Origin of the sequence: Pseudomonas sp. 34 E 7 (genome assembly GCF_900005715.1) — a bacterium.
GTDB classification, from domain to species: Bacteria; Pseudomonadota; Gammaproteobacteria; order Pseudomonadales; family Pseudomonadaceae; genus Aquipseudomonas; species Aquipseudomonas orientalis_A.
In genome coordinates, this window is sequence record NZ_CVTX01000052.1 from 1 (window position 1) to 12,209 (window position 12,209).

General features: G+C 61.1%; 14 protein-coding genes. 13 read left to right on the forward strand and 1 reads right to left on the reverse strand.

Going from position 1 to position 12,209, the window contains the following annotated elements; all coding sequences use genetic code 11:
- From fliO to BFP96_RS02215, 6 genes are all read left to right on the forward strand, one after another.
- Positions 1-303: flagellar biosynthetic protein FliO (gene fliO / locus BFP96_RS02190; protein WP_065935499.1), on the forward strand; the 303-nt coding region annotated here is incomplete at its 5' end.
- A complete protein-coding gene (gene fliP, locus BFP96_RS02195; RefSeq protein ID WP_032895954.1) occupies positions 303-1,046 on the forward strand; it encodes a flagellar type III secretion system pore protein FliP in 744 nt (247 codons plus the stop codon). The genes fliO and fliP, both read left to right, overlap by 1 nt.
- A 4-nt stretch (positions 1,047-1,050) precedes the next feature.
- Positions 1,051-1,320, forward strand: a complete 270-nt coding sequence (gene fliQ / locus BFP96_RS02200) for a flagellar biosynthesis protein FliQ (protein WP_027603863.1) — start codon at positions 1,051-1,053, stop codon at positions 1,318-1,320.
- A 4-nt stretch (positions 1,321-1,324) separates the two neighbouring features.
- A complete protein-coding gene (gene fliR, locus BFP96_RS02205; protein WP_065884559.1) occupies positions 1,325-2,110 on the forward strand; it encodes a flagellar biosynthetic protein FliR in 786 nt (261 codons plus the stop codon).
- Positions 2,111-2,113: 3 nt separating this feature from the next.
- Positions 2,114-3,250 (forward strand): flagellar biosynthesis protein FlhB, encoded by a 1,137-nt coding sequence (flhB, locus tag BFP96_RS02210; protein WP_065884560.1) that lies wholly within the window; start codon positions 2,114-2,116, stop codon positions 3,248-3,250.
- A gap of 543 nt (positions 3,251-3,793) precedes the next feature.
- Positions 3,794-4,009, forward strand: a complete 216-nt coding sequence (locus BFP96_RS02215) for a hypothetical protein (RefSeq protein ID WP_240995355.1) — start codon at positions 3,794-3,796, stop codon at positions 4,007-4,009.
- A 187-nt stretch (positions 4,010-4,196) separates the two neighbouring features.
- Here the strand turns inward: BFP96_RS02215 and BFP96_RS02220 are convergent, their stop codons facing one another.
- A complete protein-coding gene (locus BFP96_RS02220; RefSeq protein ID WP_065935500.1) occupies positions 4,197-4,460 on the reverse strand; it encodes a DUF6124 family protein in 264 nt (87 codons plus the stop codon).
- A gap of 477 nt (positions 4,461-4,937) precedes the next feature.
- On the opposite strand from BFP96_RS02220, the gene flhA reads away from it, so the two are divergent.
- From flhA to BFP96_RS02255, 7 genes are all read left to right on the forward strand, one after another.
- The gene (flhA, locus tag BFP96_RS02225; protein WP_065884562.1) at positions 4,938-7,052 is read left to right on the forward strand and encodes a flagellar biosynthesis protein FlhA; all 2,115 of its coding nucleotides are present in this window, start codon (positions 4,938-4,940) and stop codon (positions 7,050-7,052) included.
- 12 nt (positions 7,053-7,064) lie between these two features.
- Complete coding sequence (flhF, locus tag BFP96_RS02230) at positions 7,065-8,381, forward strand: flagellar biosynthesis protein FlhF (RefSeq protein WP_065884563.1); 1,317 nt, start codon at positions 7,065-7,067, stop codon at positions 8,379-8,381.
- 105 nt (positions 8,382-8,486) lie between these two features.
- Entirely contained in the window at positions 8,487-9,320 is an 834-nt protein-coding gene (gene fleN, locus BFP96_RS02235; protein WP_003192912.1) for a flagellar synthesis regulator FleN, read from the forward strand.
- Positions 9,317-10,057: an RNA polymerase sigma factor FliA gene (fliA, locus tag BFP96_RS02240; RefSeq protein WP_065884564.1), complete on the forward strand. Its 741-nt coding sequence runs from the start codon at positions 9,317-9,319 to the stop codon at positions 10,055-10,057. The genes fleN and fliA overlap by 4 nt, the downstream gene beginning before the upstream one ends.
- A 167-nt stretch (positions 10,058-10,224) precedes the next feature.
- Entirely contained in the window at positions 10,225-10,599 is a 375-nt protein-coding gene (locus tag BFP96_RS02245; protein ID WP_015885173.1) for a chemotaxis response regulator CheY, read from the forward strand.
- 18 nt (positions 10,600-10,617) lie between these two features.
- Entirely contained in the window at positions 10,618-11,406 is a 789-nt protein-coding gene (locus BFP96_RS02250) for a protein phosphatase CheZ (protein WP_065884565.1), read from the forward strand.
- A gap of 11 nt (positions 11,407-11,417) precedes the next feature.
- Positions 11,418-12,209 (forward strand): Hpt domain-containing protein (locus BFP96_RS02255; protein ID WP_170875970.1); only part of this gene is annotated, 792 nt, incomplete at its 3' end.

The window sequence follows — 12,209 nt, forward strand, 5'->3', positions numbered from 1 at the left end:
CTGTTGCTGGTGATCGGCTTGATCTTCGTGCTGGCCTGGCTGATGCGCCGCGTGCAGCGCATCGGCCCGGGCAATGCCCAGGTGATCGAACTGGTCGGCTCGCGTGCCCTCGGCCCGCGGGACCGATTGGTGCTGGTGCAGGTGGGCGAGGAGCAGATCCTGCTCGGCATCACCCCTGGCCGCATCACTCCGTTGCACGTACTCAAGACCCCGGTGGACGCGGCCAGCAGCGAGACCGCCACGCCAGAATTCGCCCAGCGCCTGATGGAATTGCTGGGCAAGGACCAGAAGGATAAGAAGTAATGCGCGTTTTCCTGACGCTCATGCTGTTGCTGGCCGCGCCGATGGCACTGGGCGCCGACCCGTTGTCGATCCCGGCGATTACCCTGGGCACCAATGCGGCCGGCGCGCAGGAATACTCGGTCAGCCTGCAGATCCTGCTGATCATGACCGCGCTGAGTTTTATCCCGGCGTTCGTCATGCTGATGACCAGCTTTACGCGGATCATCATCGTGTTCTCGATCCTGCGCCAGGCCCTGGGCCTGCAGCAGACCCCGTCGAACCAGATCCTCACCGGCATGGCGCTGTTTTTGACCCTGTTCATCATGGCGCCGGTCTTTGACAAGGTGAACCAGCAAGCCCTGCAGCCTTACCTGGCGGAAAAGCTCACGGCCCAGGACGCGATCGACAAGGCCCAGGGCCCGATCAAGGACTTCATGCTGTCGCAGACCCGCTCCAGCGACCTCGAGTTGTTCATGCGCCTGTCCAAGCGTACCGACATTGCCACCCCGGACCAGGCGCCGCTGACGATTCTGGTGCCGGCCTTCGTCACCTCGGAATTGAAGACCGCGTTCCAGATCGGTTTCATGATCTTCATCCCGTTCCTGATCATCGACCTGGTGGTGGCGAGCGTGCTGATGGCGATGGGCATGATGATGCTGTCGCCGCTGATCATCTCGCTGCCGTTCAAGATCATGCTGTTTGTGCTGGTGGACGGCTGGGCGCTGATTATCGGCACCCTGGCCGGCAGTTTCGGGGGGGTATAGCGCCATGACCCCAGAAGTTGCCGTCGACCTGTTCCGTGAAGCACTGTGGCTGACCACCGTGATGGTCGCCGTGCTGGTGGTGCCGAGCCTGCTGGTCGGCCTGCTGGTGGCGATGTTCCAGGCCGCCACCCAAATCAACGAACAGACCCTGAGCTTCCTGCCGCGCCTGCTGGTGATGCTGATCACCCTGATCGTCGCCGGCCCGTGGCTGGTGCAAACCTTCATGGAATACATCCTGCAGCTGTACGGCAGTATTCCGCAGTTGATCGGCTGAGCCGATGCAATCCTTATTGGCCCTGACCGACACCCAGATCAGTACCTGGGTGGCCTCGTTCATCCTGCCGATGTTTCGCGTCACGGCCATGTTGATGGCCATGCCGGTGTTCGGCACCACCCTCGTGCCACGGCGTGTGCGCTTGTATTTCGCGGTAGCCATTACGGTCGTGATCGTGCCTGGCCTGCCGCCGATGCCGCCGGTCAACGCCCTCGACCTCAGTGCGCTGCTGCTGATTGCCGAACAGATCCTGATCGGCGCCATGCTGGGTTTTTCCCTGAGCCTGTTCTTCCAGGCGTTTGTGGTGGCCGGCCAAATCATCTCGGTCCAGATGGGCATGGGCTTTGCGTCCATGGTCGACCCCACCAACGGTGTATCGGCGGCGGTGATCGGGCAATTTTTGACCATGTTGGTGACTTTGCTATTCCTGGCCATGAACGGCCATTTGGTGGCGTTCGAGGTGCTGACCGAAAGCTTCACCACCTTGCCGGTGGGCTCGGGGCTGGTGGTCAACCATTTCTGGGAACTGGTGGGGCGCCTCGGCTGGGTGCTGGGCGCGTCCTTGCTGCTGGTGTTGCCGGCCATCACCGCGCTGCTGGTGGTCAACATCGCGTTTGGCGTGATGACCCGCGCAGCGCCGCAGCTGAACATTTTCTCGATCGGCTTCCCTTTGACCCTGGTGATGGGCATGGGGATTTTCTGGATCGGCCTGGCCGACATTCTCAATCAGTATCAACCGCTGGCGACCGACGCCCTGCAGTTCTTACGTGACCTGGCACGGGCGCGCTGAGCCATGGCCGAGAGCGAGAGTGGTCAGGACAAGACAGAAGACCCCACGGAGAAACGTAAAAAGGACTCCAGGGAAAAGGGCGAGATCGCGCGCTCCAAAGAGCTCAATACCGTTGCGACCATGATGGCCGGCGCCGGTGCCTTGCTGATCTACGGCGGTGGCCTGGCGCTGGATTTACTGGAGCTGATGAAGCACAACTTCACTCTGCCCCGGGAGGTGTTGCTCAACCCCGACTCCATGGGCCAGTACCTGCTGCATTCGGGCACGATTGCGCTGCTGGCGGTGCAGCCGATTCTGATCACGTTGCTGCTGGCCGCGCTGATCGGCCCGGTCGCCCTGGGCGGCTGGCTATTCGCTGCCAGCAGCATGGCGCCCAAGTTCAGCCGCATGAACCCGGCGGCCGGCCTCAAGCGCATGTTTTCCACCAAGGCCCTGGTGGAATTGCTCAAGGCGCTGGCCAAATTCATCCTGATTCTGTTCGTGGCGGTGACGGTATTGTCGTCCGACATCGACGATCTGCTGCGCATCGCCCATGAACCGCTGGAGTCGGCGATCATCCACAGCCTGCAAGTGGTGGGCTGGAGCGCGTTGTGGATGTCCGCCGGGTTGATCATCATCGCGGCGGTGGACGCGCCGATCCAGTTGTGGGAAAGCCACAAGAAACTGCTGATGACCAAGCAGGAAGTGCGCGACGAACACAAGGACCAGGAAGGGCGCCCGGAGGTCAAGCAACGCATCCGCCAACTGCAGCGCGAAATGTCCCAGCGCAAGATGATGGCCTCGGTGCCCGACGCCGACGTGATCATCACCAACCCGACCCACTATGCCGTGGCTCTCAAGTACGACCCGGAAAAGGGCGGCGCGCCGATGTTGCTGGCCAAGGGCAGCGACTTTACCGCACTGAAGATCCGCGAAATCGCCGTGGCCAACGACATCCTGCTGCTGGAATCCCCGGCGCTGGCGCGGTCGATCTTCTATTCCACCGACCTGGACCAGGAAATCCCGGCCGGGTTGTACCTGGCGGTGGCCCAGGTGCTGGCCTACGTCTACCAGATCCGCCAATACCGGGCGGGCAAGGGCAAGCGGCCTGATCCGCTCAAGGACCTGCCGATCCCACCGGATTTGCGTCGCGACTCCTGAACGCTGCGGCTCACTGCAGGAGCGAGCTTGCTCGCGAAAAACTCACCGTCGCCGCGTTTATCCTGACTCCCCGCGTTATTGTTACCCACCTTCGCGAGCAAGCTCGCTCCTACAGAGGTGTGCGTTCTACCTGTCAACTTTGACAGTAGCCAATACGCCGCCTTCACTGTTTGATACAGCGATGAGCCACGCAGCCATGCGCGGCTCGGGAGGCGGCGATGGACAGGGGCACGGTCAGGTGGTGCGATGCGGTCAAGGGCATTGGCTTCAAGGCTCTGGATCGCGATGGCAATGAGGTTGCCGTTCAGTCGACAACCATTGAAAGCGTTGAATCCCCACAGACGCCTCCCAGGCAACGACCCTCCCGCAGGCGCAAAAAGCCCTCGCAGGCATGATCCACGCTATCACCTGCCTATCATCCGCCATCGGCCCGCGTCTACCTGTCAACTTTGACAGTAGCCAGGCGAAGCTTTCCCACGGTTTCATTACCCATCAGCACTGCGCGCAGGTAGTAAACGAGATGCAGGGAGAGCGGTATTGAAAGTGGCGATGGGGACTGTCAAATCCTATGACTGGATCAGGGGCGACTGGCTGATCGAGCTGGATGACCGGGCAGAGCACGTGTTCATCAATCACAAGGATTGGCGCTGGACGGCGCTGTCGGAGGGTAAGCATCTGAAGTTTCAAATGGTCCATCGGCCCGAGGGCATTTATGCGTTGCCCATCCAGGCAGGCAACTGTGGTGAATCGGGTTGTTGATCGTTCCCAACTGTGGGAGGGGGCTTGCCCCCGATGGCGGCCTCTGGGCCGGCCAGGATTTTTGAAGATCGTTCCCACGCTCCCGCGTGGGAATGCCTCCCGTGACGCTCTGCGTCACCGTCGCGCAGGGTTCAAGTCGGGACGCGGAGCGTCCCTGGCTGCATTCCCACGCAGAGCGTGGGAACGATCAGAGGTTGCCCGGTGTTTCTGCGGATGACGGCTCCCTGTCATCCAGCAGTCGCTCAGCCAGCAATCGGCCGATCTCAATCAACTGCGCAATACCCAGCGCACCTTCTCGCTGTGTTCCCTCTAGGTCAAAGGCGAAATCACAGGTCAGGGCGTGGGCGGATGCCAGGTTTTCGGTGAGGTTGACCAGCAGGTCTTCGGTGCTGATGCCGTCGATAAGGGTGAGGATTACGCTGGGTGGGGGATTTGGGGTGGGTTTGATCATTGTGAAGCTCCTTACGAAAGTGGAGCCGCCACTGATCGCCGCGACGCGATGGAGGGTGGCAGCTGTACGCAGGTTCGCGGACCGGTCAAGGAGCAACCCGGCATACCCGAAGGTATCCCGCGCACAGCCGCCATAGCGCCGCACAGTAGACGATAAAAAAGCGTCGACTGAAAGGGAGATGGTGCTTTTACTCCGTTGTAAACCGGGCCGCGACGCCCGACCACTGCATTTGCAGCGGTGTACGGAGACTAGGGAGCCCGGTTCCTAGGGGCAACCCGAAAACCTTGTCGGAAATTTCCTCAGTAACAGCAGGTACATCCCCATTGATTACACCCAGTAGATTCGGTCGTTGGCAGAGTCATCCTGGCCGTGGGGCAAAAGTTGGAAGGCTTCTTGCAGTACCGCCTTCAGGACGCTTCCCAGCGTCAAAACTTTGCTTCAAGGACACGAGGAATACCGGTGGCAGATCGCTCTCAAATGCTCAGCACGGCCCGTGGCACCCTGACTGACCTGTCGCGGGGCAATCTGGGTGTGCCGTTGTTGTTGCTGGTGATGCTGGCAATGATGATGTTGCCGATGCCGCCGTTCCTGCTCGACGTGTTCTTCACCTTCAACATCGCCCTGTCGGTGGTGGTGCTGCTGGTCTGTGTGTACGCCCTGCGGCCTTTGGATTTCGCGGTATTTCCCACCATCCTGCTGGTGGCGACCCTGTTGCGCCTGGCGCTGAACGTGGCGTCCACCCGCGTGGTGATGCTCCACGGCCAGGACGGTCACGCCGCCGCCGGTAAGGTGATCCAGGCCTTCGGTGAGGTGGTGATCGGCGGCAACTACGTGGTCGGTATCGTGGTGTTCGCGATCCTGATGATCATCAACTTCGTGGTGGTGACCAAGGGTGCCGGGCGGATTTCCGAGGTGAGCGCACGCTTTACCCTGGATGCGATGCCCGGTAAGCAGATGGCCATCGACGCCGACCTCAACGCCGGCCTGATCGACCAGAACCAGGCAAAATCCCGGCGCCTGGAAGTGGCCCAAGAGGCCGAGTTCTACGGCTCCATGGACGGCGCCAGCAAATTCGTGCGCGGTGACGCCATCGCCGGCCTGTTGATCCTGTTCATCAACCTGATCGGCGGCATGGCCGTGGGGATCTTCCAGCACGGCATGACCTTTGGCGATGCGGGCAAGGTGTACGCCTTGCTGACCATCGGTGACGGTTTAGTGGCGCAATTGCCATCACTGTTGTTATCCACAGCGGCAGCGATCATGGTGACCCGTGCTTCGGGCTCCGAAGACATGGGCAAGCAGATCAGCCGCCAGATGTTCGCATCCCCCAAGGCGCTGGCCGTGGCCGCCGGCATCATGGCCGTCATGGGCATCGTGCCGGGCATGCCTCACGTTTCGTTCCTGAGCATGGCGGCCATGGCCGGCGGCGCGGCCTACCTGTTCTGGAAAAAGCAGAATGCAGTCAAGGTCCAGGCCCAGCAGGAAATCGCGCGCCAGCAGGAATTGCTGCCATCCCCGACCCGCGCCCAGGAAACCAAGGAGTTGGGCTGGGACGACGTGACCCCGATCGACATGATCGGCCTGGAAGTCGGCTACCGCCTGATTCCGCTGGTGGACCGCAACCAGGGCGGCCAGCTGCTGGCGCGGATCAAGGGTGTGCGCAAGAAGCTGTCCCAGGACCTGGGCTTCCTGATGCCCACCGTGCATATCCGCGACAACCTCGACCTGGCCCCCAGCGCCTATCGCCTGACCCTGATGGGCGTGATCCTGGCCGAAGCCGAGATCTACCCCGACCGCGAACTTGCGATCAACCCGGGGCAGGTGTTCGGTACGCTCAACGGCATTACCGCCAAAGATCCGGCTTTCGGCCTGGAGGCGGTGTGGATCGAAGTCAGCCAGCGCAGCCAGGCGCAATCGCTGGGTTACACCGTGGTCGACGCCAGCACCGTGGTCGCCACCCACCTCAACCAGATTCTCTACAAGCACTCCCACGAGCTGATCGGCCACGAGGAAGTCCAGCAATTGATGGGTTTGCTGGCCAAGGCCTCGCCGAAACTGGCCGAAGAGCTGGTGCCGGGCGTGCTGTCGCTGTCGCAGTTGCTCAAGGTGCTGCAAGCCTTGCTCGCCGAACAAGTGCCGGTACGCGACATTCGCAGCATTGCCGAAGCCATCGCCAACAACGCCGCCAAGAGTCAAGATACTGCCGCGCTGGTGGCTGCGGTGCGCGTCGGTTTGTCCCGCGCAATCGTGCAAAGCATTGTAGGCGTTGAGTCTGAGCTGCCTGTTATCACCTTGGAGCCAAGGTTGGAACAGATATTGCTCAATAGTATTCAGAAGGCAGGGCAAGGCCAGGAAGAAGGGGTTTTGCTGGAGCCAAGCATGGCTGAAAAGCTGCAGCGTTCGTTGATCGAAGCCGCGCAGCGCCAGGAAATGCAGGGCCAGCCGGTGATTCTGCTGGTGGCCGGTCCGGTCCGCGCGATGTTGTCGCGCTTTGGACGCCTGGCAGTACCGAATTTGCACGTGTTGGCTTACCAGGAAATTCCTGACAATAAGCAAGTGACTATCGTCGCGACAGTAGGGCCCAACGGCTGAGGGTAGTGGGTTATGCAAGTAAAGCGTTTTTTCGCCGCCGATATGCGTCAGGCCATGAAGTTGGTCCGCGATGAGCTGGGCGCCGATGCCGCGATTATCGGTAACCGCCGTATTGCCGGCGGTGTCGAGCTGACGGCTGCCCTGGATTACACCCCCCAGGCCCTGGCCCCGCGCGTGCCGAACATGGAGCTTGAAGACGAGCTGCGCAAGACCGCTTCGCGCATCGTCTCGGCCCAGGCCGAATTGAGCATGCGCGGCGACAGCGACGCCACCACCAATCGCCAGTTGTTCGCCGGCCTGCCGCTGACCGCTTCCGAGCCGCTGGTGGAACCTACGTTTGTCGAACCGCCGCGTCCCGCCGCGCCAGCCCCGGCCGCCGCAGTCGATCAGCGTGTGTTCGATTCGATGCGCTTTGAACTCAACGGCCTGCGCGAGCTGCTCGAAGTGCAACTGGGCTCTCTGGCCTGGACGCAACTGCAAGGCAGCAAGCCGCAGCAGGCCAACCTGTGGCGTCGTCTGCAACGCATCGGCCTGTCCGGCCCGTTGTCCCGTGACCTGCTGGCGCTGACTGCCGAAGTCGAAGAACCACGCCAAGCCTGGCGCATGCTGCTGGCGCACCTGGCGCGCATGATCGCCACCCCGGAGATCGAACCCCTGGAAGAGGGCGGGGTGATCGCCATGGTCGGTCCTGCCGGCATGGGCAAGACCACCACCCTGGCCAAGCTGGCCGCCCGTTATGTACTCAAGTACGGCGCGCAGAACATCGCGCTGGTGAGCATGGACAGCTACCGCATCGGCGCCCAGGAACAGCTCAAGACCCTGGGCCGCATCCTCAATGTGCCGGTGACCCACGTCGACCCGGGCCAGTCCCTGGCCAACGCCCTCGACCCGCTGCTGCGCAAGCGCGTGGTGTTGATCGATACCGCCGGCCTGCAAGCCAGCGACCCGGCCCTGCGCATGCAGCTCGAAAGCCTGGCCGGGCGTGGCATCAAGTCGAAAAATTACCTGGTGCTTGCAACCACCAGCCAGAAACAGGTTCTTACCGCTGCCTACCACAGCTATAAGCGCTGCGGCCTGGCCGGTTGTATCCTGACCAAACTGGATGAAACCGCCAGCCTGGGCGAAGTGCTGAGCCTGGCAATCAGTCATGAACTACCGGTCGCCTACCTGACCGACGGGCCGCGGATTCCGGATGATTTGCATCTGCCGCGCCGTCATCAGTTGGTCAGCCGTGCTGTCAGCGTGCAAATGCAAGACGAGCCTAGCGAGGAAGCGATGGCTGATATGTTCGCCGACCTTTATCACAACCCGGCAAAACGGGTGGGATGAGGCAGGATGAACACCGTGAAATGTACCTACATCGATGGTCTGCAAGCGATACACGCGGCCAAGCCATGTAGCCTGCGTCTAAGCAAGACAAGGTAAAGAAATAAAATGGGCAGCATGCATCCCGTACAGGTGATCGCGGTGACCGGCGGCAAAGGTGGCGTCGGCAAAACTAACGTGTCAGTGAATTTGTCCCTGGCCCTGGCAGAGCTTGGCCGTCGCGTCATGCTGCTGGATGCTGACCTGGGCCTGGCCAACGTGGACGTTCTGTTGGGGCTGACCCCCAAACACACGCTGGCCGATGTGATCGAAGGCCGCTGTGAGCTGCGCGACGTGCTGCTGCAGGGGCCCGGTGGGATCCGCATCGTGCCGGCCGCCTCCGGCACCCAGAGCATGGTGCACTTGAGTCCGGCGCAGCATGCCGGCCTGATCCAGGCCTTCAGCGATATCGGCGACAACCTTGACGTGCTGGTGATCGACACCGCCGCCGGCATCGGCGAGTCGGTGGTCAGCTTTGTCCGCGCAGCGCAAGAAGTACTGCTGGTGGTGTGCGACGAGCCCACCTCGATTACCGATGCCTACGCCCTGATCAAACTGCTCAACCGTGACTACGGCATGAACCGCTTTCGCGTGCTGGCCAACATGGCCCAGAGCCCGCAGGAAGGGCGCAACCTGTTCGCCAAGTTGACCAAGGTCACGGATCGTTTCCTCGATGTGGCTTTACAATACGTCGGCGCCGTTCCCTACGACGAGTGTGTGCGCAAGGCCGTGCAAAAGCAGCGTGCGGTCTACGAAGCGTTCCCTCGTTCGAAGTGCGCACTGGCATTCAAGGCCATTGCCCAGAAGGTCGATACCTGGCCGTTGCCTGCCAACCCTCGGGGGCATCTGGAGTTTTTTGTCGAGCGACTGGTGCATCAGACGAGCGCGGGACCTGTGCTATGACATCAAGCGGCTACAACCTTTACAAAAAGTCGGCACGTGACAGCCAGGGCGAATTGATCGAGCGCTATGCGCCCCTGGTCAAGCGCATTGCCTACCACCTGCTGGCGCGCCTGCCTGCCAGCGTGCAGGTTGAAGACCTGATCCAGGCCGGCATGATCGGCCTGCTCGAAGTGTCGACCAAATATGACGCGAGCAAGGGCGCGAGTTTCGAGACGTATGCGGGTATCCGTATCCGTGGCGCGATGCTCGATGAGGTGCGTAAAGGGGACTGGGCGCCGCGTTCGGTACACCGCAATACGCGCATGGTCAGTGACGCAATTCGCGCAATTGAAGCAAAAACCGGTCGTGACGCTAAAGATCATGAAGTTGCGGCCGAACTCCAATTGAGTCTCGACGATTATTACGGGATTTTGAACGATACCTTGGGCAGCCGCCTGTTCAGTTTCGACGACCTGTTACAGGACGGCGAACACGAAGGGCTGCACGAGGACGGCGCGAGTGCGCATATGGAACCGTCGCGCGATCTGGAAGATGAGCGTTTCCAGGGAGCGTTGGCGGACGCCATTGCCAATCTGCCGGAGCGTGAGCGCCTGGTGCTGGCGCTGTACTACGACGAAGAGCTGAACCTCAAGGAAATCGGTGAGGTCCTGGGGGTCAGCGAATCGCGTGTCAGCCAGTTGCATAGCCAGTGCGCGGCCCGCTTGCGGGGGCGGTTGGGAGAGTGGCGCGCGCGCTGACAGGCAGTGTGGGGACACTGCAGATGCTACCGCGAAGGTTTCGGCCTTCGCGGATTCGCTCCGTGGTGCCCTGGGCAGTCCTTTTTGTGTAACGCCTGTTGATTGAAGTGGCGCGTCCAGGTGCTGGGCGCGTTTAAGACTGCTTGGAGGTCGAATTGGACAAGAACATGAAAATCCTCATCGTTGATGACTTCTCAACGATGCGGCGGATCATAAAAAACCTGTTGCGTGACCTTGGGTTCACTAACACGGTCGAGGCGGATGACGGCATTACGGCGATTCCGATCCTCAACAGCGGCAGCATCGACTTTCTGGTAACCGACTGGAACATGCCGGGCATGACCGGTATCGATTTGCTGCGCCATGTGCGCGCCGATGAAAAACTGCGCAGCCTGCCGGTGTTGATGGTGACCGCCGAAGCCAAGCGTGAACAGATCATCGAAGCCGCCCAAGCCGGGGTCAACGGTTACGTGGTCAAGCCATTCACAGCATTGGCCTTGAAAGAGAAGATCGAAAAAATCTTCGAACGCATCCACGGCTAATGCCATCGCGGGGGAGCTATGGAGCATAAAGAAACAACACTGGGCGACTTTGAGTCGACCCTGAAAAAGCATGCTCACCAGTTGGTCGACAGCCTGGAAAAAGGCCATTTCGCCGACGCGGTGCAGTTGATCCATGAGCTTAACCAGACCCGTGACCGCGGCCTGTACCAGGAAGTGGGCAAGCTCACACGCGAGCTGCACAGTGCGATCGTCAATTTCCAGATTGACCCGCGCATGCCCCAGGCCGAAGAAATTTCGCAGATCACCGATGCCACTGAACGCTTGTCCTATGTGGTCAGGCTGACCGAGGCGGCGGCCAACCGCACCATGGACCTGGTGGAAAACGCCACGCCCCTGGTCAACGGCATGGCCAGCGAAGCCCACGCCCTGAGCGTGGACTGGGGCCGCTTCATGCGCCGCGAAGTGGGGGCTGAAGAGTTCCGTGAGCTGGCGCGTCGCGTCGACGGTTTTCTGTCGCGCAGCGAGCAGGAAAACCGCACGGTGGCCAGCAACCTCAACGATATTCTGCTGGCCCAGGATTACCAGGACCTCACAGGCCAGGTGATCAAGCGGGTGACCCAACTGGTCACCGAAGTGGAAAGCAACCTGCTCAAACTGGTGCTCATGGCCGGTCAGGTCGACCGTTTTGCCGGCATCGAACATGACCGCGAAGCGATCCTCTCGGAAAAAGATCCACAAAAACATCTCGCCAAGGGTGAAGGTCCGCAGATTCATGCCGATAAACGTGAAGACGTCGTATCCGGTCAAGATGACGTAGACGATTTGCTGTCCAGTTTAGGCTTCTAAGGAGCACCCACATGAGCTTCGGCGCCGATGAAGAAATCCTTCAGGATTTCCTTGTAGAGGCCGGCGAAATTTTAGAGCAACTGTCCGAACAACTGGTCGAGCTGGAAAGCCGCCCGGATGATGCGAACCTGCTCAATGCAATTTTTCGCGGTTTTCACACTGTAAAAGGGGGCGCCGGCTTCCTCCAGCTCCATGAGCTGGTGGAGTGCTGTCACATCGCCGAGAACGTGTTCGACATCCTGCGCAAGGGTGAGCGCAAGGTTGACTCGGAATTGATGGACGTGATTCTCGAAGCACTGGATGCGGTCAACGGCATGTTCAGTGAAGTGCGCGAACGTGCGCCGATCACTGCCGCCACCCCGGAACTGCTGGCCGCCCTGGCGCGCCTGGCCGAACCGGCTGCCGAGGCGCCTGCGGTGCAAGCCGAGCCTGAGCCGGTGGCGCCAGCCGAGCCGGATGTGACCGACAGCGAATTCGAGCAACTGCTCGACTCGCTCAACGCGGTCAAGGCTCAAGCTGAAGCGCCGGTTGCGGCTGCGCCGGTCGCCACGCCGACCAGCGAAGACATTACCGACGCGGAATTCGAATCCCTGCTCGACCAGTTGCATGGCAAAGGCCAGTTCGCGGCCGACGCCGTGGCCCCGGCGCCGTCGGATGCTGCGCCCGCTGCACCGGCAGCGCCGGCAGCCAATGCCAGCACCGACATTACCGACGACGAATTCGAGGCACTGCTCGACCAACTGCATGGCAAAGGCACATTTGTCGCCGAAGCCTTGCCGCAAGTCGCAGCCACCGCCGCCGCT

Coding starts and splice junctions, on each gene's coding strand:
- fliP (WP_032895954.1), top strand. CDS start 303: ATGCGCGTTTTCCTGACGCTCATGCTGTTGCTGGCCGCGCCGATGGCA.
- fliQ (WP_027603863.1), top strand. CDS start 1,051: ATGACCCCAGAAGTTGCCGTCGACCTGTTCCGTGAAGCACTGTGGCTG.
- fliR (WP_065884559.1), top strand. CDS start 1,325: ATGCAATCCTTATTGGCCCTGACCGACACCCAGATCAGTACCTGGGTG.
- flhB (WP_065884560.1), top strand. CDS start 2,114: ATGGCCGAGAGCGAGAGTGGTCAGGACAAGACAGAAGACCCCACGGAG.
- BFP96_RS02220 (WP_065935500.1), bottom strand. CDS start 4,460: ATGATCAAACCCACCCCAAATCCCCCACCCAGCGTAATCCTCACCCTT.
- flhA (WP_065884562.1), top strand. CDS start 4,938: ATGCTCAGCACGGCCCGTGGCACCCTGACTGACCTGTCGCGGGGCAAT.
- flhF (WP_065884563.1), top strand. CDS start 7,065: ATGCAAGTAAAGCGTTTTTTCGCCGCCGATATGCGTCAGGCCATGAAG.
- fleN (WP_003192912.1), top strand. CDS start 8,487: ATGGGCAGCATGCATCCCGTACAGGTGATCGCGGTGACCGGCGGCAAA.
- fliA (WP_065884564.1), top strand. CDS start 9,317: ATGACATCAAGCGGCTACAACCTTTACAAAAAGTCGGCACGTGACAGC.
- BFP96_RS02245 (WP_015885173.1), top strand. CDS start 10,225: ATGAAAATCCTCATCGTTGATGACTTCTCAACGATGCGGCGGATCATA.
- BFP96_RS02250 (WP_065884565.1), top strand. CDS start 10,618: ATGGAGCATAAAGAAACAACACTGGGCGACTTTGAGTCGACCCTGAAA.